The organism is Rhodanobacter denitrificans, assembly GCF_000230695.2.
GTDB lineage: Bacteria > Pseudomonadota > Gammaproteobacteria > Xanthomonadales > Rhodanobacteraceae > Rhodanobacter > Rhodanobacter denitrificans.
This window is the reverse complement of record NC_020541.1, coordinates 1938345-1964330: the sequence shown is the minus strand read 5'-3', so window position 1 is coordinate 1964330 and position 25986 is coordinate 1938345. Positions and strand designations below refer to the sequence as shown.

At 67.6% G+C, this 25986-nt stretch carries 26 protein-coding genes; 12 read left to right on the top strand and 14 right to left on the bottom strand.

Translation table 11 applies throughout. The annotated features are described in order from the left end of the window. The first annotated feature begins 77 nt into the window (after positions 1-77). The 3 genes from R2APBS1_RS08830 (at position 78) to bla (ending at position 2683) form a co-directional block, all read left to right on the top strand. Positions 78-1367 (top strand): NAD(P)/FAD-dependent oxidoreductase, encoded by a 1290-nt coding sequence (locus tag R2APBS1_RS08830; protein WP_015447677.1) that lies wholly within the window; start codon positions 78-80, stop codon positions 1365-1367. After that, a complete protein-coding gene (locus R2APBS1_RS08825) occupies positions 1364-1711 on the top strand; it encodes a tRNA-binding protein (RefSeq protein ID WP_015447676.1) in 348 nt (115 codons plus the stop codon). Before R2APBS1_RS08830 ends, R2APBS1_RS08825 begins: the two co-directional genes overlap by 4 nt. A 93-nt stretch (positions 1712-1804) precedes the next feature. After that, positions 1805-2683 (top strand): subclass B3 metallo-beta-lactamase, encoded by an 879-nt coding sequence (bla, locus tag R2APBS1_RS08820; protein ID WP_015447675.1) that lies wholly within the window; start codon positions 1805-1807, stop codon positions 2681-2683. A gap of 24 nt (positions 2684-2707) precedes the next feature. On the opposite strand, the gene R2APBS1_RS08815 is transcribed toward bla, so the two are convergent. After that, positions 2708-3631 (bottom strand): MBL fold metallo-hydrolase, encoded by a 924-nt coding sequence (locus R2APBS1_RS08815; protein WP_015447674.1) that lies wholly within the window; start codon positions 3629-3631, stop codon positions 2708-2710. Between the two features lie 196 nt (positions 3632-3827). Here R2APBS1_RS08815 and R2APBS1_RS08810 point away from each other — a divergent pair, with 196 nt between their 5' ends. Continuing rightward, positions 3828-4169, top strand: a complete 342-nt coding sequence (locus tag R2APBS1_RS08810; RefSeq protein ID WP_041676920.1) for a hypothetical protein — start codon at positions 3828-3830, stop codon at positions 4167-4169. Between the two features lie 9 nt (positions 4170-4178). Next, a complete protein-coding gene (locus tag R2APBS1_RS08805; RefSeq protein WP_015447672.1) occupies positions 4179-4607 on the top strand; it encodes a DUF2231 domain-containing protein in 429 nt (142 codons plus the stop codon). On the opposite strand, the gene R2APBS1_RS08800 is transcribed toward R2APBS1_RS08805, so the two are convergent. From R2APBS1_RS08800 to R2APBS1_RS08775, 6 genes are all read right to left on the bottom strand, one after another. After that, on the bottom strand, positions 4585-5232 hold the full coding sequence (locus R2APBS1_RS08800) for a DNA-3-methyladenine glycosylase family protein (RefSeq protein ID WP_015447671.1): 648 nt from the start codon (positions 5230-5232) through the stop codon (positions 4585-4587). The genes R2APBS1_RS08805 and R2APBS1_RS08800 overlap by 23 nt on opposite strands. After that, positions 5233-5889, bottom strand: a complete 657-nt coding sequence (gene alkB, locus R2APBS1_RS08795; protein WP_015447670.1) for a DNA oxidative demethylase AlkB — start codon at positions 5887-5889, stop codon at positions 5233-5235. Then, the gene (locus R2APBS1_RS08790; protein ID WP_015447669.1) at positions 5886-6617 is read right to left on the bottom strand and encodes a 2OG-Fe(II) oxygenase; all 732 of its coding nucleotides are present in this window, start codon (positions 6615-6617) and stop codon (positions 5886-5888) included. The genes alkB and R2APBS1_RS08790 overlap by 4 nt, the downstream gene beginning before the upstream one ends. Further along, a complete protein-coding gene (gene ada, locus R2APBS1_RS08785; protein ID WP_015447668.1) occupies positions 6614-7690 on the bottom strand; it encodes a bifunctional DNA-binding transcriptional regulator/O6-methylguanine-DNA methyltransferase Ada in 1077 nt (358 codons plus the stop codon). The genes R2APBS1_RS08790 and ada overlap by 4 nt, the downstream gene beginning before the upstream one ends. A 155-nt stretch (positions 7691-7845) precedes the next feature. Next, a complete protein-coding gene (locus R2APBS1_RS08780) occupies positions 7846-8547 on the bottom strand; it encodes a pirin family protein (RefSeq protein ID WP_015447667.1) in 702 nt (233 codons plus the stop codon). A gap of 118 nt (positions 8548-8665) precedes the next feature. Beyond that, positions 8666-10234 (bottom strand): SDR family NAD(P)-dependent oxidoreductase, encoded by a 1569-nt coding sequence (locus R2APBS1_RS08775; protein ID WP_015447666.1) that lies wholly within the window; start codon positions 10232-10234, stop codon positions 8666-8668. Positions 10235-10447: 213 nt separating this feature from the next. On the opposite strand from R2APBS1_RS08775, the gene R2APBS1_RS08770 reads away from it, so the two are divergent. Continuing rightward, complete coding sequence (locus R2APBS1_RS08770; protein ID WP_231378301.1) at positions 10448-11617, top strand: hypothetical protein; 1170 nt, start codon at positions 10448-10450, stop codon at positions 11615-11617. A 186-nt stretch (positions 11618-11803) separates the two neighbouring features. Here the strand turns inward: R2APBS1_RS08770 and R2APBS1_RS08765 are convergent, their stop codons facing one another. The 4 genes from R2APBS1_RS08765 to R2APBS1_RS08750 all read right to left on the bottom strand — a co-directional run bounded on the left by R2APBS1_RS08765 (position 11804) and on the right by R2APBS1_RS08750 (position 16051). Further along, positions 11804-12208, bottom strand: a complete 405-nt coding sequence (locus R2APBS1_RS08765) for a DUF5329 family protein (RefSeq protein ID WP_015447664.1) — start codon at positions 12206-12208, stop codon at positions 11804-11806. A 27-nt stretch (positions 12209-12235) separates the two neighbouring features. After that, positions 12236-13777 (bottom strand): phospholipase D family protein, encoded by a 1542-nt coding sequence (locus tag R2APBS1_RS08760; RefSeq protein ID WP_157769710.1) that lies wholly within the window; start codon positions 13775-13777, stop codon positions 12236-12238. 242 nt (positions 13778-14019) lie between these two features. Beyond that, the gene (locus tag R2APBS1_RS19610; protein WP_231381793.1) at positions 14020-14670 is read right to left on the bottom strand and encodes an autotransporter outer membrane beta-barrel domain-containing protein; all 651 of its coding nucleotides are present in this window, start codon (positions 14668-14670) and stop codon (positions 14020-14022) included. Positions 14671-15037: 367 nt separating this feature from the next. Then, entirely contained in the window at positions 15038-16051 is a 1014-nt protein-coding gene (locus tag R2APBS1_RS08750) for a transporter (RefSeq protein WP_015447662.1), read from the bottom strand. A gap of 292 nt (positions 16052-16343) precedes the next feature. Here R2APBS1_RS08750 and R2APBS1_RS08745 point away from each other — a divergent pair, with 292 nt between their 5' ends. Both R2APBS1_RS08745 and R2APBS1_RS08740 read left to right on the top strand, forming a co-directional pair. Beyond that, positions 16344-16946 (top strand): hypothetical protein, encoded by a 603-nt coding sequence (locus tag R2APBS1_RS08745; protein WP_015447661.1) that lies wholly within the window; start codon positions 16344-16346, stop codon positions 16944-16946. Positions 16947-17005: 59 nt separating this feature from the next. After that, on the top strand, positions 17006-17596 hold the full coding sequence (locus tag R2APBS1_RS08740; RefSeq protein ID WP_015447660.1) for a hypothetical protein: 591 nt from the start codon (positions 17006-17008) through the stop codon (positions 17594-17596). A gap of 115 nt (positions 17597-17711) precedes the next feature. On the opposite strand, the gene R2APBS1_RS08735 is transcribed toward R2APBS1_RS08740, so the two are convergent. After that, positions 17712-18269, bottom strand: coding sequence for a cold shock domain-containing protein (locus R2APBS1_RS08735; RefSeq protein WP_015447659.1), 558 nt, complete (start codon positions 18267-18269; stop codon positions 17712-17714). Between the two features lie 211 nt (positions 18270-18480). Here R2APBS1_RS08735 and R2APBS1_RS08730 point away from each other — a divergent pair, with 211 nt between their 5' ends. The 4 genes from R2APBS1_RS08730 to R2APBS1_RS08715 all read left to right on the top strand — a co-directional run bounded on the left by R2APBS1_RS08730 (position 18481) and on the right by R2APBS1_RS08715 (position 22105). Next, entirely contained in the window at positions 18481-19467 is a 987-nt protein-coding gene (locus tag R2APBS1_RS08730; protein ID WP_015447658.1) for a virulence RhuM family protein/type II toxin-antitoxin system death-on-curing family toxin, read from the top strand. A gap of 134 nt (positions 19468-19601) precedes the next feature. Then, entirely contained in the window at positions 19602-20105 is a 504-nt protein-coding gene (locus R2APBS1_RS08725) for a redoxin domain-containing protein (protein WP_015447657.1), read from the top strand. Between the two features lie 277 nt (positions 20106-20382). Next, positions 20383-21390: a hypothetical protein gene (locus tag R2APBS1_RS08720; protein ID WP_007508339.1), complete on the top strand. Its 1008-nt coding sequence runs from the start codon at positions 20383-20385 to the stop codon at positions 21388-21390. Between the two features lie 313 nt (positions 21391-21703). Next, on the top strand, positions 21704-22105 hold the full coding sequence (locus R2APBS1_RS08715) for a carboxypeptidase-like regulatory domain-containing protein (protein WP_015447655.1): 402 nt from the start codon (positions 21704-21706) through the stop codon (positions 22103-22105). 207 nt (positions 22106-22312) lie between these two features. Here the strand turns inward: R2APBS1_RS08715 and R2APBS1_RS08710 are convergent, their stop codons facing one another. Both R2APBS1_RS08710 and R2APBS1_RS08705 read right to left on the bottom strand, forming a co-directional pair. Further along, positions 22313-23518: an acetyl-CoA C-acyltransferase gene (locus tag R2APBS1_RS08710; RefSeq protein WP_007508344.1), complete on the bottom strand. Its 1206-nt coding sequence runs from the start codon at positions 23516-23518 to the stop codon at positions 22313-22315. A gap of 61 nt (positions 23519-23579) precedes the next feature. After that, positions 23580-25967: a 3-hydroxyacyl-CoA dehydrogenase/enoyl-CoA hydratase family protein gene (locus R2APBS1_RS08705; protein ID WP_015447654.1), complete on the bottom strand. Its 2388-nt coding sequence runs from the start codon at positions 25965-25967 to the stop codon at positions 23580-23582. Between the last annotated feature and the right edge of the window lie 19 nt (positions 25968-25986).

The following is a 25986-nucleotide window of genomic DNA, read 5'->3' as shown; positions in this document are numbered from 1 at the left end:
CCACGGCTGCCACGACGTCCTGGCATGAAGGATATGCTTGCCCAGTCACGGACACCGGTGCCGCCTGTCGCTGCAGCATGAAATCCCCCTCGCCTACGTCCTACTACCGCGCCACCGCCACGCCGTACCCGGCCTGGGAACCGCTTCAGGGCAGCACGCACGCACGTGTTGCCGTGATCGGCGGCGGCTTTGCCGGCTTGAACACCGCGCTGGGCCTGGCCGAGCGCGGCGTGCGCGACGTGGTGCTGCTGGAGCGCGAGCAGGTCGGTTTCGGCGCATCCGGTCGCAATGGCGGTTTCGTCTTCGCCGGCTATTCGCTGGGTGAGCAGGCACTGCTCGACCAGTTGGGCGAGGCGCGTGCGCAGGCCTTGTTCCAGCTGACCACCGCGGCGGTCGGGCGCATCCGCCGGCGTGTCGCCGAATACGCCATCCCCTGCGACGCGGTCGACGAAGGTGTGATCTGGGCCAACTGGTTCCGTGACCCCGCGGTGCTGCGCCGGCGCCAGCAACTGCTGGCCGAACACTACCACGTGAACTGGCAGTGGTTGCCCGAAGCGGAGTTGCGCGCACGCATCCGCAGCGAGCGTTATCACGACGGCCTGTACGAGCGTGACGCGCTGCACCTGCATCCGCTCAATTATGCGATCGGTTTGGCCGCGGCGGCGGCCGGGCAGGGCGTGCGCATCCACGAGCACAGCGGTGTGCGCAGCCTCGCGCGCGAAGGCCGGCAGTGGCGCCTGCGTACGGCGCAGGGCGAGCTGCTGGCCGACCAGGTCGTGCTGGCCTGCGGCGGTTATCTGGCCGGCCTGCGCAAACCGATCGACCGGGCGATCCTGCCGATCGCCACCTACGTGATGGTCACCGAAGCGCTCGGCGATCGGCTGGACGAATGCCTGCACACCCGCGCGGCGATCTACGACAGCCGCTTCGCGTTCGACTACTACCGCGCGCTGCCGGATACGCGGCTGCTGTGGGGCGGGCGCATCTCGGTGCTCAACCGCTCGCCGCGCGGCGTGCAGCGCCTGCTGACGCGGGACCTGCTGCGGGTGTTCCCGCAACTGGCCGGCGTGCGGATCGAGCACGCCTGGTCGGGCCTGATGAGCTACGCACGGCACCAGATGCCGCAGATCGGCGGCAGCGACGACGGCCTCTGGTGGGCGCAGGCGTTCGGCGGCCACGGCCTGGCCCCGACCTGTGCGGCCGGCGAACTGCTGGCGGCGGCGATCGCCGATGGTGACGATGGTTGGAAACGTTTTGCCGACTATGGCCTGGGCAACACGCACCGTCCGTTCGGTTATCTGGCGGCGCAGGCCAGCTACTGGTGGCAGCAAAGCCGCGACTGTCTGAAGACGAGGTTGGAAGGATGAGTGCAGCGAATCACCCCGAGATCAGCTGGGCCGATTTCGAGAAAGTGTTGGTCGTCGCCGGCACGGTGACCCGGGTCGAACCGTTTCCCGAAGCGCGCAAGCCGGCGTGGAAAGTGTGGGTGGACTTCGGCCCTTATGGCGAGAAGAAGACCAGCGCGCAGATCGCCGCGTTGTACCAGGCCGGGGATCTGCTCGGCCGGCAGGTCGTGGGCGTGATCAACTTCCCCGAAAAGCAGATCGGCCCGTTCCGCTCGCAGTTCCTGCTCACCGGCTTTCCCACCGACGAGGGTGTGGTGCTCACCGCGGTCGAACGCCCGGTACCGAACGGCACGCGGCTGGCCTGAGCGGCGTCGCGCCCGCAATTTGCCCGAGCGGTGCCCGCACCAGTGCCGCGCCGCCCGCCAGCATGGCGGCTTCGTCCCCACGGAGTCCCACGCATGAATCCATTTTTACGCGCGCTATGGTTGCTTACCTTTTTGACCGCGGCGGGTGTCGCGCAGGCAGATGAGGCGCACTGGAGCGCGCCGCAGCAGCCGTTCCGCATCTACGGCAACAGCTGGTACGTGGGCACGCAGGGACTGAGCGCGATCCTGATCACCTCGCCGCAGGGCCACGTGCTGATCGACGGCACGCTGGAAGGCAATGCGGCGCAGATCGAGGCGAACATCCATACGCTCGGCTTCCGCCTGCATGACGTCAAGCTGATCCTCAACTCGCACGCCCACTCCGACCATGCCGGAGCGATCGCCAGGCTGGCGCACGACAGCGGCGCCACGGTGGCGGCGAGCGTGGCCGGAGCGAAGGAGTTGCGTTCGGGCGGCAATGATCCCGACGACCCGCAATACGGCATGACGCCACGCTATCCGGCGGTCACGCCGGTCGAGGTGGTCGCCGATGGTGCCGCCGTGCGGGTGGGGCCGATCGCCATCACGGCGCACTACACGCCAGGCCACACCCCGGGCAGCACGTCATGGACCTGGCGTTCCTGCGAAAAGGAACACTGCCTCGCGCTGGCCTACGTCGACAGCCTCACCGCGCTCGGCCGCGATGGCTTCCGCTACAGCGACGACCCGGCGCGGGTCGCCAGCTTCCGCCGGTCCTTCGCCACCGTCGCCGGCTTGCCGTGCGACATCCTGATCACCCCGCATCCCGAGGCCAGCGGCTTCATGCAGAAGATCGCCGCGCGCGATCGCGAGCATTCGTCCGCCCCCTTGATCGACACCGGCGCTTGTCGCGCCTATGCCGCGGCGGCGCAGCCGCGCTTCGAGGCGCGGCTGGCGAAGGAGCGGCAGGACGCGCGCGCGGCAGGCAAGTGAGCCGGCTCCGGCCGGCATGATGGATCAGCGATCCAGCCAGACCTCCAGCCCTTGCGCATTCAACTCGATGTCCATGCCCAGCAGCTGGCGCAAGGCGTCGCGTCCCTGGCCCCAGCCGTGGGCCGCGGCACGAGTCGCGTAGAGATCGGTCAGCGACTCCATCAGCACGGCATGCCGGTCGGGCCTGCCGTGCGCGGCGCGGGCCAGCGCGACCATCGCGTCTATCTGCAAATGCAGGTCGGCAGCCAGCCGCTCCACCGGCTCGACCCGGCCGTAGTGGGTGAGGTACATCGCGGCAGGTTCCAGGGCGACCAGTCGCCCGATCGACGCATGCAACGCCTCCGGATCGAACTGCACCGGCGACGTGGTAGGCAGGATGAACGGGCCGTTCGCGGTATCGAAATCGCGATACGACAGGCCGAACACGTCGCCGGTGAAACACACGTTGGCGCGCTCGTCGTACACGGTGAGATGGTGCCTCGCGTGGCCGGGCGTGTCGATGCACAGCAACCGCCGGCCGGCCAGTTCCACCACGTGCCCGTCCGGCGCCTCGACGACGCGTTCGGCGGGGACCGGGCGCAGCCGGCCATAGGTCTGCTCCATCACCGCCTCGCCGTACACCGAGCTGGCGCCCGCCCACAGCACCGAGGGATCGATCATGTGGCGGGCGCCGCGCGGATGCACCACCAGCTTCGCGTTCGGCAGCCGCGCGATCAGCTCGCCGGCGCCGCCGGCATGGTCCAGGTGGACGTGGGTGAGGATCAGCCAGTCCACCGCGGCAACGGAGATTCCCGCCTCGTCCAGTGCCACCAGCAGGCGCGACACCGAGAAGTTGGTGCCGCAGTCGATGAACGCGCCGCGGCCGTTCTCGACGACCAGGTAGGCCGCGTCGAACCGCGGCCGCACGAAGCCGGTGTCGATGGTGTGGATGCCGTGGGTATTTGCCATGCCTGCCTCGCGAACCGGACGATCCGGCGAGGGTAGCAAGCCGCCGCAGGATGGGCACTTGCACCATGGTCGAGCGCGGGTTGCCCGAAAAGCGCGTCCTGCAGAGGCTGCCGTCATGGCGCGGGAACCTTTGGAGGGGCTGCCGCATCCGATCGGCAGCGACCCACTCATCAACGCGCTACCCGGGGGAAACGACATGCTGCTCTATGCGATTCTGGTTTTTGCGGTGGCCGCCATCGGCGGTCTGGTGCTGGCCTCCAGCGTGTTGCGCGGCAAGCTGGCGCCGTGGGCAATTTCCATGCTGCACGCGCTGCTCGGCGCCAGCGGCCTGGTGTTGCTGATTCTCGTGGTGCTGCAGGGCGCGGCCCCGGGGCGGCTCACCGCGGCGCTGGCCCTGCTGGTGCTGGCCGCGCTGGGCGGCTTCTTCCTCGCCTCGTTCCACCTGCGCCAGCAGGTCGCACCGAAGGCCGTGGTGTTCGTGCACGCCGGCGTCGCGGTGGTGGGTTTCCTGACCCTGCTCAGCCTGCTGCTGGCCTGAGCCGCTGTCATGCGCCATCCGCTGCATCCGGCCCTGGTGCATTTCCCGATCGCCTGCTGGTCGCTGGCCACCGCGGCGGATCTGGCCAGCCTGGCCTGGGGCGAACCGGCATGGCGCTTTGCCGGCATCCTGCTGCTGGCGGGGATCGGCTTCTCGATCCCCGCCATGCTGGCCGGCTTGCTCGAGCTGGCCAAGGTCGCCGAAGACAACCCGGCGCTCAAGGACGTCAACCGGCACATGCTCATGGTGATGGGCGCGCTGAGCTGCTACGTGGCCAGCCTGTTCCTGCGCCTGCACGGCACGCACTTCATCGAGCCGGGCCTGCTGGCGATCGGGTTGAGCGTGCTGGGCTTCCTGTGTCTGGGCGTGGCCGGCTGGCTCGGCGGCAAGCTGGTGTACGGACACCGGCTCGGCGTCAGCCCACTGCCGCCTGCTTAGCCTTCGCCTTCGACGGCCGCGGCACGCGCCACAGATACCAGGCAGCGGCAGTACGATACGGACTCCAGGCCGCACCGATCGCCGCCAGCGCCTTCGGTGTGGGCGCCGTTTCCAGCGACTTCAGCAGACGGTAGCCCTCGCGCACGCCGAAGTCGTCTGCCGGCAGGATGTCGGGCCGGTCCAGGCTGTAGATCAGGAACATCTCCACCGTCCAGCGGCCGATCCCTTTCAGCACGCTGAGCCGGGCGATCAGTTCCTCGTCCGGCAGCGCCAGGGCCGCGGACAGGTCCGGCACCACACCTTTCAGCGTGGCCGCGGCGATGCCGCGGATCGTTTCGATCTTGCGCGCCGAAAAGCCGCAGGCGCGCATGCTGTCGAAGTCGGCATCGCGCAATTGCGCCGGCGACGGAAACGCCCGCCGCGGATGCAAAGCCAACAGCCGCGCCAGGATCGCGTCGCCGGCCTTCACATGCAGTTGCTGGTAGGCCACCGCGCGCACCAGCGCCTCGTACGGCTCGCGCGCCGGTTTCGGCTCGTGACCGCAGGGGCCGACCTGCGCAACCAGGCCTGCCCAATCGGCGTCGATCGAGGCCAGGAATGTGGACGCATCGACAGTCCGCTTCATCTAACCGGCCCGCCGGAACGTGAGATTGATGCGGCAGTCGCCCAGCACGGCGTGATGGTTCGGCTTCAGCGGCAGCACGCCGTGATAGCGCAGCCGCGCGGGGCCGCCCCACACGACCACGTCGCCATGCGCCAGCGGCACGCGTTGCGGGTAGTCCGAGCGCTGCAAGCCGCCGAACAGGAACACCGCCGGGATGCCCAGCGAGACCGACACGATCGGCTGGCCCAGGTCGTGCTCGTCGCGGTCCTGATGCAGGCTCAGCCGGGTACCCGCCTCGTAGCGGTTGACCAGGCAGGCATCCGGCACGAAACCGGCAAAGCCCGCACGCGCGGCGGCGGTAGCTGCCAGCTGCAGGAAGACCGGCGGCAGCGGCGGCCATGGCTTGCCGCTGTCCGGGTCGATCGGGTCGTAGCGGTAACCGCGGCGATCGCTGACCCAGCCCAGCGATCCCGCGTTGGTCATCGCCACCGACATGCGGAAGCCGCCGGGCGTGACCAGGTGGCGGAACGGTGCCTGCGTCACGATCGCATCGAGCGCCTGCAGCAACGCCGCCTCGCTGGCCAAGGCAAACCCACGCAGCACCATCGCGCCTTCGCACAGCGGCTCGTCCTGACGAACAGGGGCGGGTGCAGCGGCGAACAGGTCGGTGGTGATCATGTGGCGTCGTGAAAGATGATGCCGAGCGTGTGGCGGTGGCCATTGCGCACGCGGCTGACGCCGTGGCGCATGTTCACCCGGTAGCTGCCGCGCGTGCCTTGCACCGGCCGCTGGTGCACCGCGAACAGCACCGCGTCGCCCTGGCGCAGCGGCACCACGTCGGCACGCGACTGCATGCGCGGACGCTGCTCGGTCAGCACGAACTCGCCGCCACTGAAATCGCGTCCCGGCTCGGACAGCAGGATCGCCAGCTGCAGCGGAAACACGTGCTCGCCGTACAGGTCCTGGTGCAGGCAGTTGTAGTCGCCGGTGCCGTACTGCAGCAGCAACGGGGTAGGGCGGCGCTGGCCGGCGGCGTGGCAGCGTTCGATGAACTCGGCATGCGCGGCGGGGTAGCGCACGGCCAATCCCATCGACGTGTTCCAGCGGTTCGCGATCGGTGCCAACCGCGGATAAACCGCACCGCGCAGCCCGGCCACCAGCTCGGGCAGGGGGTAATCGAAATAGCGGTATTCACCGCGGCCGAAACCGTGGCGGGCCATCAGCACGCGGTTGCGGAAGCGTCCGTCGTCCGCGTACATGCTTGCCAGCTTCGCGCACTCCGGCGGCGACAGCAGGGCTTCCAGCATCGCACAGCCGTGCGCATCGAGTTCATCGCCGATGCGGACCCAGTCGTATGCCTGCAGCCGCGCACCGGTGTCGGGGCCAGGGCGCAGTTGCGCGTTCATGCCTGCGCCTCGCGCTCCAGCAGCGCGCGTTTGCGCGGCACGCCCCAGCGGTAGCCGGACAGGTCGCCGTCGTTGCGCACCACGCGATGGCAGGGGATCGCCACCGCCAGCATGTTGCCGGCACATGCCTGCGCCACCGCCCGCGCGGCCTTGGGCGCGCCGATGCGCCGCGCGATCTCGCTGTAGCTGGCCATGCTGCCGACCGGGATCTCGCGCAACGCCTGCCACACGCGCTGCTGGAACGCGGTGCCGCGCACGTCCAAGGGCAGATCCAGTCCCAGCGCAGGGGCTTCGACAAAGCCGACCACCTGCGCCACCAGGCGCTCGTAGTCGCGGTCGCCGCCGATCAGCCTGGCCCTGGGGAAGCGATCCTGCAGCTCGCGCGCGAGCGCGTCGGGGTCGTCGCCGAGCAGGATCGCGCAGACGCCGCGCGCGCTCTGCGCCACCAGGATCGCGCCGAGCGAGCAGGCGCCGATGGCGAAGCGGATCTCGCTGTCGGCACCGCCGGCGCGATAGCGCGAGGGCGTCATGCCCAGCACCTCGTTCGCCGTTTCGTAGAAGCGGCTGCTGGCGTTGTAGCCCGCATCGAAGATCGCCTCGGTCACCGTGTGGCTGCGCTCCAGGCCGCTGCGCACGCGGCGGTTGCGATGCGCCGTGGCGTACTGCTTCGGGGTCACCCCGGCAACCGCCTTGAACACGCGGTGGAAGTGGAAGGGGCTGAGTCCGCTCGGTTGCGCCAACTGTTCGAGCGTGGGTACGGTCTCGGCCTGCTCGATCAGCCGGCAGGCAGCGGTGACCATCGCCGCCTGCTGCTGCGCCAGCGATGGCTGGTCGGGCCGGCAGCGCCTGCACGGGCGAAAGCCGGCGCGCTCCGCCTCGGCGGCGGTGGCGTGGAACGCCACATTTTCCGGCCGCGCGGCGCGCGCGGCGCAGGAGGGACGGCAGTACACGCCGGTGCTGCGCACCGAATAGAAGAAGCTGCCGTCGGCATGCGCGTCGCGCGCCTGCACGGCGGCCCAGCGCGGGTCGGCGAGGGTGGCGGCACGTGCGGCCTGTTTTTCCGGAGTTTTCATGGCTGTTCCTTCCGTCGGATTATCGCTCAAGGCGCAATCTACGGACCGGCGCCCGCCGCGGCACTCCGGGTCTTGCGGTCGAATTGGAGCCGCACCGGGCCGGCTCCCGCCGGGGCGCCCGCGCCTGGCGCCGCACGCGCCCGCATGCGCGCAGCTCAGGGCGCGGTATCGACCAGCACCAGCTCGGCGTCTTCCAGCGCGGTGACCTTCAGCGTCGACTCCTGGCGGATCGCGGCGCCGTCGCGGGCGTCCAGTTGCACGCCATTGAGGTCCACCTTGCCGGTGGCCGGCACCAGGTAGGCGTAGCGGCCGGGGGCCAGCATGTACTCGGTGCTTTCGCCGGCCTTCAGCGTGGCGCCCAGCACGCGCGCATCGGTGCGCAGCGGCAGCGCCTCGACGTCGTCCTTGAAGCCGCTGGCCAGCGCCACGAAACGCCCGGAACGATCGCCCCTGGGAAACGGCCGCGCACCCCACGACGGCGGCTGGCCGTTCTCGTCGGGGATGATCCAGATCTGGAAGATGCGCGTGGTCACGTCCTCCCGGTTGTACTCGCTGTGGGTGATGCCGCTGCCGGCGCTCATCACCTGCACGTCGCCGGCCTCGGTGCGGCCGGCGTTGCCCAGGCTGTCCTGGTGGCTGATCGCGCCTTCGCGCACGTAGGTGATGATCTCCATGTCCGCGTGCGGGTGCGGCGGGAAGCCGGTCTGCGGCGCGATGGTGTCGTCGTTCCACACGCGCAACGCGCCCCAGCCCATGCGATTCGCGTCGTGGTAGCCGGCGAAGGAGAAATGGTGTTTGGCCTTGAGCCAGCCGTGGTCGGCTCCGCCCAGGCGGTCGAAGGGTCTGCGTTCAATCACGGCGTTGCTCCTCATGCTTGATCGCGCCGGATGGCGCCTGTCCGCAAGATAAGGCTACGCAGCGGCGTCTGAAACCGGCGCGAAGGAAACGGATTGTCGTCGCTCTGGCACCAGTGGATCACCAGTCGGTGGGGCGGTAGTCCTTCAGGAACTGGCCCCACACGTGCTCGCCGGTATTGATGCCGTGGATGATCGGGTCGACGATGCGCGCGGCGCCGTCGACGATATCCAGCGGCGGGTGGAAGCGTTCCTCGCGCACCTTCTTCGCGGCCAGTTCGGCGGGGTCCTCGTCGGTGACCCAGCCGGTGTCCACGCTGTTCATGTGGATGCCGTCGTTGTGGTAATCGGTGGCCGAAGTGCGCGTCATCATGTTCAGCGCGGCCTTGGCCATGTTGGTATGCGGGTGGCGGGTGGTCTTGAAGCTGCGGTAGAACTGGCCCTCCATCGCCGACACGTTGACGATGTGCTTGTCGCGCTCGCCGGTGCGCAGCATCAGCGGCTTCAGCCGCGCGTTGATGATGAACGGCGCGATCGCGTTGACCAGCTGCACCTCCAGCAATTCCACCGACGGCACCTCGGCCATCAGCAGCCGCCACGAGTTGCGCTGGCGCAGGTCGACCTGCTGCAGGTCCTGATCCAGTCGACCCTCGGGGAACAGGTGGCTCCGCGCCAGCAGTTCTTCCGGCAGCAGCGGCAGCTGCGACAGCTCGGCGGCGCGGCTCAGCCCGGGCAGGTCGGCGCCGCGGCTGGCCAGCGCGCTGCTGCCTGGCAGGATCTCCGCGCCGCGCAGGCCCTCGTAATGGCCGACCAGCCGGCGCACGTGCTCGGGCAGCTGGTGCAGCGCGGCGGTCTCGCCCTCCATCATGTGCGCGTAGAAATCCGGCGGGCGGCGCACGGTCTGGCAGGCGTTGTTGATGATGAAGTCCAGCCGCGGCCGGGTCGCCACCAGTTCCTGGCAGAACGCCTCGACGCTGGGCGTGTGGCGCAGGTCCAGGCCGTAGACCTGCAGGCGGTGACCCCAGTCGGCGAAGTCCGGCTCGGCCGCATAGCGCGCCGCCGAGTCGCGCGGGAAGCGCGTGGTGACGATCAGCTCGGCGCCGGCGCGCAGCAGCTTCAGGCCGGCCTGGTAACCGATCTTCACCCGGCCGCCGGTGAGCAGTGCCACGCGCCCGCGCAGGTCGGCCAGTTCACCGCGCTTGGCATAGTTGAACGCGGCACACTCCGGGCACAGCTGGTCGTAGAAGAAGTGGATGGCCGTGTATTTCCGCTTGCACACGTAGCAGTGCTTCGGCTCGACCGACTCGCGCGGCTGCGCGGCGTCGGCCGCGGGCGGCACGTCGTGCGGCAGGAAGCCTTCCGGCGCGAACGCGTTCGGCGTGGTGAACACCGGCTTGCGGCGCAAGGCGCGGATACCGGTCTGGTTCAGCACGGTGTCCTCGGCCTCGATCTTCGAGGCATGGCGCGCCTTCTCGGCCGCCTTCAGCTTGATCCGGCGGGCCGCCGGGTCGGGATGGTAGAGCTGCGCCACCGCCCGGTGCAGGCGCTGGCGCTCCTCGGCCGGAAGCCGGTCCAGCAGCTGGCGATCGGCCGCCACCGCTTCCAGCAGTGCGGAGGTGGCGCGCAGGCGCTCCAGCAGGGCGGCGTCCGCAGGGTCGGGCAGAGGCGTGGGGGCGGGCGTGATCGTCAAGAGGTCATCCGTAGTCGAACAGGGGGCGGGCGGGGCGTCGCCAGCCGCCCATTCTGCCTGCTTTCCGGCTGGCCCCGGGAAATGCCGGCGGAACACCCCCCGCTGCGCGGCGCGCACCCAAGCAGAGTCGAAGTTCGATTATTGCGCGATAGCGCACATTTTCGCGGCACGCATGATGCAAGAGTGGTGTCGTGGCCGTCCAGGCTGGACGGCGTGAGCGGTACCCAGGCAGGTGCGGTGCTGGCAGAGTCGAGCGTCGTGACTGCCTTCCAGCGACGAAGGCTTTTTGTGAGTGTGCCGATCCCCGCAAGTGTGCATGTGAAAGAGGCCGCCAAGGCCAGATCCGTCGCTGTTCCTGTGCCCTCCGTCGATACCCTGCTGGGTGACCTGCCTACTGCGCATCGCGCGCTGCCGATCGGCCACCGGATCGCCGGGCAGGGCTGTCACGGCACCAAAGCCACCGTTCGGCCCGGCAGCACCCCGCCAGCGGCTCGCGTGCGTTTCGTCTACTTCGCGCGGGCCGAGCGCGATCATCGGGCCAGCTGCCATCGGCATCTGGTCGTCGCCGAAATCCTGCTTGGCCGAGTGCTCGCCGCCCGCGCTGCCGGCTTGCGACCGATGGCCCCTTCGCTCGATTACGCCGCGGAGGCGCGCGTCACGCTGCGACCGCCGCAAGGCCTGTTCCATCCAGCGACGCTGGAGCACCGCCGCTGGTACCGCACCGACGGCACACCGCGTGCGCAGCCGCTGACCCGGGAAGCGCTTTCGCTGCGACTGGCGGCCGACGGCGACCTGTCGATGAAGGAAGCACGCTCGCGCGTCGCACGCCGCTCGCACGCGCTGCCGGCCGCTGACCAGGCGTGGCTGATCGCTCGTCGCGACACCCCGCTGGCCCGGCGCCCGCTCAACCAGGCCGAATACCTTGCCCTGGCCGAAGCCCTCGATGGTGTCTGGCAGGCCTCGGCCGGTGCTTCACGCGTGGAGCGTGCGAACCGGCGGATCGCGTTGCGGGTGGCCGCGGCGCTGGGCGGCCTGCTCGACGAATACGTCGCCTCGCCGTTCAAGTCCGCTGCCTTGAGCGAGGCCTTCAGCGCACACCACCTCGCCCACCTGCGCCAGACCATCGAGAACTCGCGCCAGGCGGAGTCCGACTCGGGCATCTTGCTGGCCGGCCCGAAAGCCTGGTTTGCCGCCAAGACCGCCCGGATGCGCGCCGAACACCAGATCGGCCTGGCCAAGTCGCCCGCGGCATTCCCTGCGATGCAGCTGTCCGGTCGCCCGATGGTGGCCGTGGTCGGCGGCCACCTGTACATGTTCGTGGACGGCCGGCGCCCCGGTGCCCGCCCGGTTCCGGCCGTGCCGGTCTTCGCCACGTTCGGCTGAACGTGCGGTCGACCCATTCCTGAACCAGCCGGTTGTCGATGCAACTGCCGGATGCGTGGCGGCGTCCGCGTCCTCTGAATCCCGCGCTCGCATCTCCGGCAGCTTGATCCGCCCGGCGACGGCAGACACAGCGCGCTCCTTCCGCTCATCCTTCGACAGGCTCAGGACGAACGGGAGTGTCCGCATTCACGGAGTGCGAAAGACGGCCAGCTTGCCGCGCAGGAAGGTGGCGGCGTCGATGCTTTGGCCATCGGCGAAGCGGATGACGTAACGGGTTCCGGATACCGACGAGCCGGTGGCGCAATACACGATGAAGTCGTCCACGGTCTTCACCCGGCTGCCGGCGAAGCGCAGCTTCAGGCGCATGTGCGCGGCGGCCTGCTCCGCGTCGTAGGCGCTGCCGTTGCGGATGAAACTGGCGCCATGCAGCGTGGCGACGATGCTGATCAGGTAGTCGATTTTCTGTTGCTCGGTCGGCGGCGCCGACATGGGCTGTCGGGCGAGTGCGGGCGTCAGCAGCAGGGCGAACAGCAGCCACGCCAGCAGCGCCTTGGACAGGCGTGCGGGAAGCTGGCGTATTGAAGGAAGCATGGGACAGGGTCCTCTCACGCGGCGGCCCTAGAGCAGGCTTTCCAGCGGCAGCAGCTTGAGCATCTGCACTTCGATGCGACGCTGGGTGGTGGCGCCAGGGTCGCGGTCGTAGCTCACCGGCTTGCCGTTGTCGCTGGCCTGCCATTGCATGGCGCCGCCGTCCGTCTTCAGCGTCACGTGCCAGGCGCTGGCGGGCAAGGTGGCGGTGTCGAAGAACTGGGTCACCGCCGCCGCCAGCGGCGGGCAATCGACGATGAGGCCCATCTCGGTGTTCAGCAGCTTCGAACGGGCGTCCATGTTCATCGAACCGATGAACACCTGCTGCCGGTCCACCACGATCGCCTTCGCATGCAGGCTCACCCCGGACGAGGTGCCGTGCGCGGTGGCGGGTTGGGCGGCTCCGGCGGCGGGACGCAGTTCGTACAGCTGCACGCCGCCTTCGAGCAGCGCACGGCGGTAGCGCGAATAGCCCGAGAACACTGCCGGCTCGTCGTTGGAGGCGAGCGAATTGGTCAGCACCTTCACCGTGACGCCGCGCGCCGCGAGCGCCGCGAGATACTGCGTGCCATTGTCGCCGGGGATGAAGTACGGCGAAATCAGCAGCAGCTCGCGCTGCGCGCCATCGGTGAGCGCCTTGACGTCCGGGCCGATGCGCAACTGCGGCTGATCGTGCCCGGTCTCGATCTTTTCCGGCTGGTCGGTGACCAGGGTGGCCGGTCCCCAGAACCACTTGCCCGGACGATCGGCGGAGGCGCCGTTGGGCAGTTCGTCCAGCGTCGCCTGCGCATAATCCGACTGGGCGAACACGCGCGCGTCATGCGCCAGGTCCACCCGCAGCCTGGCCAGGTCGTAATGGCCGGCATGCTTGCCGCTGAAGGCCTTCACCGGGTAGGCGGCGTCGCAGTTCCAGTACTCGTCGAAGGCTTGCGACGCCTGCTTCACCACCGGGCCGATCGCGATCAGGTCGAGGTCGCGGAAATTGGTGTCGCCGGCATCGAAATAGGCGTCGCCGATATTGCGGCCGCCGACGATGGCGACGTTGCCGTCCATGATGAACGACTTGTTGTGCATGCGGCGGTTGAGCCGGTGCGCATCCAGCAGGAACTGGGTGGCCCGGGAGAACAGGGAGGGTTTTTTCGTGGCGAACGGGTTGAACAGCCGCACCTCGATGTTCGGGTGGGTATCCAGCGCGTCGAACATGTCGATCGCCTCGCCCGCGTTGATGTCGTCCACCAGCAGGCGCACGCGCACGCCGCGATCCGCCGCCGCCAGCAGCCGCTGTGCCACCAGCCGCCCGGTCGCGTCGTTGTCGAAGATGTAGTACTGCAGGTCGAGCGCGTGCTGCGCATGGTCGGCCAGCGCCACCCGGCTCATCAGGGCGTTGGTGCTGCGCGTGAGCAGACGGAAGCCGGACTTGTCCTGGTGCTGCTTCACTTCGGCGTGGACGTAGCGCGCGCCCGCCGTGGCCGTGGTCGGCGGCAACGCCTTCGACGGCGGCTTGACCACCGCCGCCGGCGGCGAGCAGGCACCCAGCGCCAGGCCCAGCACCGCCAGTGCAACTGCCGTCATCAAACGCCGCATGTCCACACCGCCTGTCTGCTGTAACCCGCGAGCCACCTCGGTCCGACCTCGACGCCGGCAGACTCGCCCCACTCTGCGCAGGCTGCCGTGAACGCGACGCGACCGGCCCGCGACGCCGGCCCAACACCTCACGCTCCACCCATCCGTCCTTCGACCAGCTGAGGACGAACGCAGGGAAATCCCGCTCGCCGACGCCAGCCAGCGCACGCCGGAGCCGTACGCGCGGCGCGTCACCCCATCAGTCTGCCACTCCGGACAGGAGTCGCCCTCACAACGCCACGGCAACCTTCACCATGACCTGGCCCCGCCTTGTAGCTGCGATTGAACTGGCAGCGGTGGGCGCCGGCCAGCGACCAGCGGTTGCCGCCGGCGATCAGCAGGCCCGCGCCCAGCTCGGCCAGATCGCGGCCCGGCTTGACTCCGGTGGCGGTGAACGACGGCCCGCCGCTGGCGAACTGCGCGGTCTCGCTCACGCTGCGGCCGCTGAACGAATGCAGCCAGTTGGCGTGCATCTCGGGGCGTACGGTCAGGTCGCCGGAGGTGGCCAAGTCGCGGGAGAACTTCACGCCCAGGCCGGACTGCAGGAAACGGTACGTCTGCGCATCGACCGCCAGATTGACCGAGTTGCCGCCGAACTCGCGGTAGCCGGGCATCTTCATGCGGGTGTACTGCACGGTGGCCGTCGGCGTGATCACGCTGCGTCCATCGCCTACGTAGAAGTGATACCCGGTCGCACCGAACGCGGTGTACTGGCGACCGCTGTAGTCGGCGCGCGCCGTCTCGTCGATCCCCGGGAACGCGACCCGGCGCGAACTGGAATAGTCATCCAGCCCATAGACCAGCGCCCCGTTGACGAACCACGATCCCGGCGCATAACCCAGATAGGCGGTGGCCTGGTAGGAACGGATATGGCCGCGGCTGGCCGAAGGGTCCGTCCTGATGCATTCATCGCGATCATGGGGGAGGGATGTGGGTGCAGCGGAGGGCAGTACGCACGAGACGGCGTGATGCAGGCGCGCATGGGCAAAATCGCACCGCCGTTTTTCTTCGGCGCGCCGCGCCGCCGCGCACCGCCCGACCGCCGAAGCAGTTCAAGGACCGCTGCAAGACCGTTCGCCCCGAGTCTGGCGAAGGATGGACGGCCGACGCCGATACCGTCCATGGTTCGACCGGCTCACCACGAACGGTATCCGGGAACGTGTTCGCTTCCACCGTGTCGACAAGGGCGGATAGCGAGCGATGCAGGCCTCAGTGCACGTAGTTGAAGGCCACCGCCGGCGTGATCGTGGTCGCGGTGTTGTGCCCGCCGGTGATCACGCGGGTGCCGAACAGCACGCCGAGCCGCGGACTCCAGCTGTACTCGATGGCCGGGGCAAAGCCGAACGCCTCGCTGGAGCGGCCGTCCAGACGCAAGGCAGGCACGCCATTGAGGTCGTCGCCGCGCACGCGGGCACCGTGGCTGCGCCGGTAGGTGAGGTCGAGCGCCAGCACCCAGCGCTGGCTGAGGCTGTACTCCCAGGCCGCATTGACGAAGAACGAACGCCCCGGCCGGGCGTGCCCGCGAAAGCCGTCCGGGGTGCCGTAGACGCTGATGTCCTCGACCCGTGCCCGCGTCGAGAATGATTGCGCCACGTTGAAGCGCATGCGCAGGATGCGGCCGTTGGACAACCAGAAATACGTCTGCGTGTTGACCTGCAGCGTAGTGGTGGTGGCGCCGCTGCCCAGGCCGTTGCCGGGTCGCCGGCCCAGCCGGTCGTACTTGCCGGTCGGCAGGGTTTCCTGCAGTTGCAGCGAGACCGTGGGCCGCGAACTGCCCGCCGGCACATCGGTCAGCCGGTACTGCGCCTGCACGCTGACGTCGCCCAGCCCGATCCCGCTGCTGTCGCCCGGGCCATCCATGCGGTTGTAGCCCAGCACCGGCATCAGGCCGACCGTCAGCCGGTCGGTGAGGCCGTAGAGCATGTAGGTGAGCGAACCGTAGCCGTCGGCATGCGGCGAGGACACGTCATAGACATAAGGCTCGATCAGGACGTGGCCGCGCGGCAGGGTGGCGGCGGAGTTCGCCAGCATCGGCCCGGTCCACCAGGCATCGTCCTGCGACTGGCGCGGCGGCGATGCCGCGGACACCGGCGTGACGGCGCGGGACGGCACGTCCTGCGCCAGTGCAGCGAGCGGCAACAGGGCAGCGCAGGACAGGCTCCATGCCAGCCGGCGCAAGCAGCGCCGGTGCGGAGTTCGGGGTGCTGCCGGGCGCATCGTCATGGGCGGTCTCGCTTCGCAGTCTGAAAACGGTTCGGTACCGGCCACGGTCCGTGCCTTCCGCGGAGTCGCCTGCCGGCTGTGCATCACACGCCATTGCGCCTTCCGGCGCCTGTGCCGGAAGGCGTGCCAACAATAGGGTGGAGTCATCAGGATCGGCCTTTCGTGGCCGGCCGCGCACTCCGTTTCTTGCGCCGCGATGGCAGCGGAAGCATCGCGCAGGGCCGGCAAAGCATGCCATCACCTTTTCGCTGAGCTATGCTCGGCCGGTATTCCGGGGGGGGAATGGATGTCCATGCAGCGCTGGCTGATCGCCGCCGCCATCACCTGTGTCGCCGCGACCGGCTGCAGCAAGGCAGACGGGGAAGCGACCACCGCTACACGCCGACCGCAACAGGCCGGCCAGGACATGAACCCGCTGATCACCGCCGGCCATCTCGCCGGCGTCGAGGTGGCGGGCCTGAGCGGCGACCAGCGCGCCATGCAGGCGCACATCAACGCGATGCACAAGAACCTGATGCGCGACATGCATCTGGCCGACGCGTCCCGCCGCATCGACCACGAAGCCGCCCGCGCCGCCGTGCGCCCGTTGCAAGGCGTGCAGTCCGCCGTCTGGATCGACAACGCCAACCTGCTGGTGCTGGTCGGCGGTAGTCAGTACCGCAGCATGGCCACCATCGACACCATCTGCCTCGCGCTGGAACCGCTGGGCGACACGCTGAGCGTGGTCGTCAACGTGCAGGACCTCCTGGCTACCACTTCGGAAGGCGCAGACACGTTGTCGCGGAATTGCCAGCTCGGGGCAGGGGAGCGGGCGATGTTTCAGCAGAAGCGGCAGGTGGATGTGCTGGAACCGGAGGTCAGGCGGGTGTTTCGGGCGCAGCAACGCGAGCGGTAAGTAGTACTAGTGTTGTTGCGGTTCTTGAAGTTACAACGAAGACAGGGGAGCAAGGAAACATGAAGACACTTCTTGCTGTATTTGCAGCGGCTTTGCTGCTGTCCGGATGTTCGATCAGACACGATGTGGCAAAGGACTATTCGCAATACCTGATCAACAATCAGGGCGCGTCACAGCTTCCATCAACCAAGGCGGCATCGGAATACACGATCTCGCCAGCAACTGTCGCGAATCATTATGAGTTCCGCTCCGCGATGGCTGGCTATGCAAACGTGTGGGTCGTGCAGTTTGGCCAGGTGCTGGACGATACCTTGCAGTCACATGATGTGCAGGCCGCATTCGGCAAACTCGCGAAATCTGAGGGCGGCACCGCCAATGATGGCCTGCTCGTTTTCGACCTGCAGAGTTACACCTACGTCGAGCTTGGAGCACACGTCTCACTCAAAGTCACCTATCGGCGCGGCAACCAAGATGTCTTCAGCAAGGTATACCAGGCCGATGGCACTACGCAGGGCGGCAAGATGTTCTGGGGCGGCGCGTTTGCCATGAAGAACGCTGTGCAACAGTCGACCAAGCTCGCAGTCGACAACATCCTGCGTCAGCTCATTGCCGATCTGAATGTCAACTTGACGTCACACCACGGCTCGTAACTGGGGCAGAGCTACTTCCTGATACGAGAACGGCGCCGCATCACAACGGCGTCGTTCCCGTTTCCGGGGCAGCGCCACTTAATCCAGCAGCCGCGTCGTGATCCTGTAGCGTTCGTCAATCGGCCCAACTACCCCCGCACCACTGACTTTCGCAAGGCTTCCCATCGCCGTCGCCGTCCATCTGCGTGCCCGGGCACTGCTTGATGAAAAAGGTGGCCTCGGCGCATGAGGTCATCTGGGAACACTGGGTGCGGCCGTCGCAGGTAAAGGCTTGCGCGGGCGCGATAGGCAGTGTCTGGATCGCGCGTGCTGCCGGAGCAGGTGGCTGAGTGCGGTCCGTGGCGAACCGCGAGTAGCCGTACCAGCTGCTGGCAGCAAGCATCAGCAGGCCGGCAATCATGGCAAATGTGCCTTGGCGGGTTGTCGTTGATTGCATCCGGCGTGCGGGACGCGATCTTGTTCTGCTGCCGGGGCGCATGATGCGTACCGCCCGCTTCTTGCCATCGCCGCGCAGGTCGATCTCGAAGGAGACGAGTTCGCCAATGCGGGGGCGGATACCGTCCCGCGGAAAGGCGGAAACATGCACGAAAATCTCCTCGGTGCCCTGCGCCGGCGCGATGAAACCGAATCCGCGATCGTCATTCCATTGGGTCAACGTGCCATGGGTGCGCATGAGCGGAGCTTCCTGGCTGTGGGGTACGCGGCGAGCCGTCGGCCGGAAATGTTCCGGCTCCACGTTGGTGTCGTCAAGCTGGCTGGGCCACAAACTGACCTGACCGACCGCAGATGTCGGTAAGCGTCTTGGCGTGTCTCGGCCGTTGCGCAGTGGCAGACTCGCGGTGTTCTCCCGGCTATCCTCGGATACATCGCCGAGGAGGCCAGCTGTGAACGAGACCAGCAACGAGATCCTGCTTTATCAGTCTGCCGACGGCCAGCGCGTCGAAGTGCAGCTGCGCGGCGATACGCTGTGGCTGGCCTTGAACCAGATTGCGGAACTGTTTGGCCGCGACAAATCGGTGATTTCTCGCCATCTTCGCAATGTATTCAAGGATGGCGAGTTGGAGCGATTTTCAGTTGTTGCAAAAAATGCAACAACTGCCGCCGATGGCAAGACCTATCAGGTCGAGTATTTCAACCTCGATGCGATCCTGTCGGTGGGTTATCGGGTCAACTCGGTGCAAGGTACGCGCTTTCGTCAGTGGGCCACCAAGGTGCTGCGCGAGCATCTGAACGCCCGCCACAATGACGAGCGGTTCGAGGCCAATGCGCGCGAGTTGACGGCCATGCTGCAGCTGGTGGGCAGGGCCGCACAGAGCCCGGAGCTGCGGCTGGATACCAGTCGCGGACTGCTGAATATCGTCAGCCGCTACGCGCAGACCTTTCTGCTATTGCAGCGCTACGACGAGGGCTTGCTGGCCGAGCCGGCCGCACAACCCGGTGGCACGTTGCCATCCATGGCCGAAGCACGTGCTGCGCTGGCCGACCTCAAGGCCAATCTCATAGCTCGCGGCGAAGCCACCGCACTGTTCGCACAGGAGCGCGGAGACGCGTTCGACGCGCTGATGGGCAACTTGGACCAGAGCGTGTTTGGTGAGCCAGCCTATCCCACGGTGGAGGCCAAGGCGGCGCACCTTCTGTACTTCGTGATCAAGAATCACCCGTTCAGCGATGGCAACAAGCGTAGCGGCGCATTTCTGTTCGTGGACTTTCTCAACCGCAATGGCCGCCTGCTGGATGCGGTCGGTATACCGGTGATCAACGACATCGGTCTGGCTGCACTGGCCTTGCTGGTCGCCGAATCCGACCCGGCACAGAAGGACACCATGATCCGGTTGGTGATGAACATGCTGGCAATGCCGCGAGTGGTCTGAAACCGGCCAGACTTTTCAGATCCTGCGCATCGTGCTGCGCTGCCCGCCGCGAGTTTCGGCATGCACGACACCCGCGTTTGTGAACCACCCGCAGAACGCACAAACTCGAAGCATTCCATTCCGGGAGGCAGACCATGACGACAGGGCAGCTTGCGCCACCGTGGCAGGTGTCGCGCTGGTTCAACAGCGCGCCGCTGACCCTGGCCGATTTGCGCGGCCGCGTGGTCGTCGCGCACGCTTTCCAGATGCTGTGTCCGGGTTGCGCCGTGCACGCGCTGCCGCAGATGCAGCGCGTGCGGCAGACCTTTCCTGCCGACCGCGTGGCGGTGATCGGGCTGCATACGGTGTTCGAGCATCACGAGGCGCAAGGGCCGCTGGCGTTGGAAGCGTTTCTGTACGAATACCGCTATGCGTTCCCCGTCGGCGTGGACGCGTACGCCGATGGCGACCCGTTGCCGCTGACGATGCGCGCCTACGCCATGCAAGACACGCCCACGCTGATGCTGATCGATGCGCAGGGAAGGTTGCGCGAGCAGCATTTCGGGGTGCTGGATGATCTTGCGCTGGGTGCAGCGCTGGGCAGGCTGCTGGGGGAGGCCGATGATGCGGCAGCGGGGACGATCGGGGCGAACCCGTGAACCCGACACGGGCGGCGCTTGCCTGGGCGCCTCGCGGTAACGACGAGAGCCGCGATCCCGTGTTCACCTGTAGGACATCTTGAGCCCCTAAAACTCCATCGTTTGAAGCGCGGGAGCAGTAGTGCGATACGGCAAATCCGAAAACACCGCCTGCTGGAGCAGGGCGCGTACCCACATGGCATGTCGGGGTTTGTTGTTGCTCATCGCGGGTCTGGCGGGCACAGTGCCTGCCCACGGCACCACGGCACGTGGCAGCGGGAACGCAACCCCGCCGCGGATGGTCATCCAGGTCAACGACGACCGCATGACGGTAATGATCGCCGGGGCGCCGCAGATCTATCTGTATGGCGTGATCGACGCCGACGCGCCGCAGCGGTTCGAGACGTTGGTGAAGTCGGGGAAGATTTCGCCCGGGTCCGATGTCTACCTGAATTCCGTGCAGGGCGACCTGGCTGCCGGCATGGCGCTGGGACGGCTGTTTCGCGCCGGCGCGATGACGACGCATCTGGGAACACCGCGGCACAAAGGCCGTGCCGGGTATCGAGGCATCAAGGCGGCCGTCTGCAGCGGAGCCTGTACCTATGCCTATTTCGGCGGCCTTTACCGGTGGGCTCCCACGGGCAGCGACCGCATCAGCCTGATCCGTCACCAGGCGGCGGGCGCCGCACCGAACCAGTCGGAGAGCGGCGAGGCGGATGCATACCTGAAGAGCATGGGCATCGATCTCGACGGGCTCGCTTTGGCGCCGACGCCACCGGGCGACTCGCCGACCTGGCTGACCGCGGATCAGATGACCGTCGCCGGCCTGGCCAACAATGGCCGACTTCCCCTCAAGACGAAAAGCTGGCTTCTGCCGCCGGCGCCTTTCCTGGACCTCCAGCAGGATGACCGCGACGGCAGCCATCGGCTCGTCCTGCAATGCCGGCCGGGCAGCGTGACGCTGACCGCGTACGATCTGGTGGGCGCACCCCGTGCCAGGCAGATCGTGGCGCACGAAACGCGATCGTATTTCGAGGTCGATCGCCAGGAAGTGCTGGTCGAGCCGCGCGGTGCAGCCCGCGCCGTCGATGACGCCGTCGTGATAACCCGGCCCTATCCGCCGGCCGAGCTGGGGCACCTGCTTTCGTCACACTCCCTCGGCGCCTGGGTCGGCGGCAGGCGCAGCGCGTTCCGCTACGGCGCCACCTTCGTGCTCTATCCCGCCCGGCACGCCATCAAGGACTTCTACAACGCCTGCTGGCGCGCAGCGCCCTGGCCGGTCAAGCCGTCGCCGAAGAAGGGCTGAACCTGTTCGCCTGGTTCTGCGGGAAGAAGCATGTGCACTGTCGCCGGCTTTCATGGGGCCGTGACTTCCGGCCTCCAATGACCTCTGACCCTTCAACGGTCACCTGACGCCGGCGTAGGCTGCGCCCGGCCATCCGGTTTGTGGCGTCGGTCATTTACCGGGTGGCCGAGGACGGAGAGCGAAGCGATGCCTGCCGTCAGCCATCCCCAGGCCCGGCGGGCGGACAAAACCGTCCCGAACTTCCCCATGAGCGGACTGCCAAACGGTCTGGCGGGCTCATGTCCCCACAGTCAAACGGAATCAGGAAAATCCCATGAGCAACAACAGCTCCCTCTCAAGCAACCGTCCACGGCATCGCCGCGGCTTCTCGCTCCGGAGTCTGGCGATGGCGACTGTCATCGGCATGTGTGGTGCGGCGGGATCGGCCTCGGTCTACGCACAAGCCACCGCGGGCAATGTCTTCGGAAAGGCGCCGGCGGGCGACACCATCACGGCGCACAACACGGCGACCGGAGTCCAGCGCCAGGCCCAGGTGGATGCCAAAGGCCGCTACCGCATCGGCCCGCTGCCGGTCGGTGTTTACACGGTGACGCTGGAAGAGGACGGCCGTCCCGTCGTCAAGCATGTGAACGTGCCGGTCGTCGTGGGCCGCGGCATCAAGGTCGACTTCGATTGCGCCCAGGGACAATGCGCGGAGCCTGCAAGCAAGCCGTGATTCACGCGATCGCAGCCCGTTAGGTTGGGGCCAGCGAAGCGAATCCCGGCGAGGCGCCGGGTTGGCCGGGTTGTTGGGTTCGCGATGCCCCCAACCTGCGTGACCTCGCCTTGCTGAAAGAGCAACGGCGCCGTAGCGATACGGCGCCGTTGTTGTTTCAGCGAAAGGCGCTGGATGCCGGCCTTCGCCGACATGACGAGCGAAAAATCAGAGCGCTTCGAAGATGCCCGCCGCGCCCATGCCCGTGCCGATGCACATGGTCACCATGCCGTACTTCTGCTTGCGCCGGCGCATGCCGTGCACCAGCGTGGCGATGCGCACGGCGCCAGTGGCGCCGAGCGGGTGGCCCAGCGCGATGGCGCCGCCAAGCGGGTTGACCTTGTTCGGGTCGAGACCGAGGTCGCCCATCACGGCGAGCGCCTGGGCGGCGAACGCTTCGTTGAGCTCGATCCAGTCGAGCTGGTCGCGGTTGAGGCCGGCCTGCTTGAGTGCCTTGGGAATCGCTTCCTTCGGACCGATGCCCATCACTTCCGGCGGCACGCCGGCGACGGAGAAGCCGACGAAGCGGGCCAGTGGCTGCAGGTTGTATTCCTTGACCGCTCTTTCGCTGGCCAGCAGCACGGCGCCGGCGCCGTCGGACATCTGCGAGGAGTTGCCGGCGGTGACGGTGCCACCGAACTGGCCGTTGCGGAACACGGTCTTCAGCTTGGCCAGCACTTCCATGGTGGTGCCGGCGCGCGGGCCTTCGTCACTGTCGATGCGGCGGCTGTCGGTGACGATACCGCGGGTGGCGAGGTTCGGGTAGTGGTCATCCAGCGCGAACGGGCTGATCTCGTCGTTGAACTCGCCGGCAGCCTGCGCGGCCAGTGCCCGGCGATGACTCTCCACCGAGAACGCATCCTGCTGTTCGCGGCTGACCTTCCACTGCTTGGCCACGTTTTCGGCGGTGATGCCCATGCCGTAGGCGATGCCGATGTTCTCGTCGTTGAAGATCGCCGGATTCATCGCGATCTTGTGGCCCATCATCGGCACCATGCTCATGCTCTCGGTGCCGCCGGCGAGCATCAGGTCGTCCAGGCCCAGGCGGATGCGGTCGGCGGCCATCGCCACCGACTGCAGGCCGGAGGAGCAAAAACGGTTGACAGTGACGCCGGGCACGGTGTCGGGCAAGCCGGCCAAGAGCAGGCCGATGCGCGCCACGTTCATGCCTTGCTCGGCCTCGGGCATGGCGCAGCCGATGATGACGTCGCCGATCTGGTGCGGGTCGATGCCGGGTGCCTGCGCCATCACGGCGCGGATCACGTGGGCGAGCATGTCGTCGGGGCGGGTGTTGCGGAATACGCCGCGCGGCGCCTTGCCGACCGGGGTGCGGGTGGCGGCGACGATGTAGGCTTCTTGCACTTGCTTGGTCATGGGATTTGATCCTTGGGAATGACGAAGTGGTTCGGGATGGATGTCTAGCCGTCCGTCTCCGTCAATTCCTCAGCGGTTTGCCGGTGGTCATGGTGTGCGCAATGCGGGCCTGGGTTTTTTCGGTCTGCGCCAGCTCCACGAAATGCTTGCGTTCCAGCGCCAGCAGCCACTCTTCGTCGACCGCCGAGCCACGTTCGATCACGCCGCCGCACAGGGTGTCGGCGATGCGGGTGGCGATGTTCACGTCATGTTCCGAGGCGAAGTAGCCGGCCTGCAGGTTGGCCAGCGAGGCCTTGAAGGTGGCGGTGCCGACGTCGCCGGCCACCGGGATGGCGCGGGCATACAGCGGCGGACGATAGCCGGATTCGGCCAGGGCATTGGCGACCTGCTTGGCCACGTAGAGCAGCTCGTAGGCGTTGAACACGACCACGTCGCTGTTGCGCAGCAGGCCCAGGTTCTTTGCCTCGAATGCGCTGGCGGAGACCTTGGCCATCGCCACGGTTTCGAACACCTTCTTCAGTTCCTCGAACGGATCGGCCGGGTTCGCCTTCGCGGCGCGCACGGCCAGTTCATGCAGGCCGCCGCCGGCGGGCAGCAAGCCGACGCCGGCCTCGACCAGGCCGATGTAGCTTTCCAGTGCCGCGACGGTGCGCGCCGAATGCATCTGGAACTCGCAGCCGCCGCCCAGCGCCAAGCCGCGCACGGCGGCGACCACCGGTACCAGCGAGTGCTTGATGCGCATGCTGGTGCGCTGGAAGTTGGCGACCATCTTCTCGAAGTCGTCGAACTTGCCGGCCTGCAGCAGGCCGAGCGCGCCCTTCAAGTCGGCGCCGGCGGAGAACGGCTCGGAGTCTTGCCAGATCACCACCGCCTTGAGCTTCTCCTCGGCGATGCCGAGGGCGTGCTGGATGCCGTCGAGCACGTGGTCGTTGACCGTGTGCATCTTGGTCTTGAACGAGATGATGCCGATGCCGTCGTCGCCCAGCGTCCACAGGCGCACGCCGTCGTTCTCCCACACCGTGCTTCCGGTATCGAACTTCTCGCCGAGGATCGGATCGGGGAACAGCTGGCGCCGATAGACCGGATGCGGCGAGCGCGGCTTGTCGGCGTTGGCGCTGGCCGACCACGAGCCGGCCTTGCCATGCACGCCGCTGCGACCGTCGGTGACCCAGGCGGGCAGCGGCGCCTTGCTCATCGCCTTGCCGGCGGCGATGTCCTCGGCGATCCAGCCGGCGACCTGCTGCCAGCCGGCAGCCTGCCAGGTCTCGAACGGGCCGAGCTTCCAGCCGTAGCCCCAGCGGATCGCGAAGTCCACGTCGCGCGCGGTGTCGGCGATGTCGGCCAGGTGGTAGGCGGTGTAATGGAATAGATCGCGGAAGGTGGCCCACAGGAACTGTGCCTGCGGATCGTTTGATGCGCGCAGCTTGCCGAACTTCTCGGCCGGATCCTTGATCGCCAGGAGCGCGGCGACTTCATCCGACGGCTTCTGCTCGGACGGGCGATAGTCCTGCTTCGCCACGTCCAGCACCACGATGTCCTTGCCGGCCTTCCTGTAGAAGCCGGCGCCGTTCTTCTGGCCCAGTGCGCCCTTTTCAATGAGCCCGGCCAGCCACACCGGCGCCTTGAAGTATGCGTGCCACGGATCGTCGGGCAGGGTGTCGGCCATGGTCTTGATGACGTGGGCCATGGTGTCCAGACCGACCACGTCGGCGGTGCGGTAGGTGGCGCTCTTGGGGCGGCCCACGGCCGGGCCGGTCAGCGCATCGACGGTGTCGAAGCCGAGCTTGAACTGCTCGGTGTGGTGCATGGTGGCCAGCATCGAGAACACGCCGATGCGGTTGCCGATGAAGTTGGGGGTGTCGCGGGCGATCACCACACCCTTGCCGACGGTGGTGACGAGGAAGGCTTCGAGGCCGTCGATCACGTTCTGGTCGGTGAGCCGGGTCGGGATCAGTTCGACCAGGTGCATGTAGCGCGGCGGGTTGAAGAAGTGCACGCCGGAGAAGCGATGGCGCATTTCTTCCGGCAGCGCCTCGGCCAGCGTGTTGATCGACAGGCCGGAGGTGTTGGAGGCGATGATCGCGGTCTTCGACAGGTGGCCGGCGATCTTCTTGTAGAGATCCAGCTTCCAGTCCATCCGCTCGGCGATCGCCTCGATCACCAGGTCGACGTCCTTCAGGTGGTCGAGATCGTCGTCGTAGTTGGCCGGGATGATCGCGCCGGCGAGGTTCTTGTCGGCCAGCGGGGCAGGCGACAGCTTGGCCAGGTTGGCGATCGCCTTCAGCGCGATGCCGCTCTTCGGGCCGTCCTTCGCCGGCAGGTCGAACAGCACGGTTTCGACGCCGGCGTTGGTCAGGTGCGCGGCGATCTGCGCGCCCATGACACCGGCGCCCAGCACGGCGGCCTTGCGGATGCGCAGCGCTGAAGTGGGTGAGGATGCAGCGGTCATTGGCTTCTCCGAGGATGCA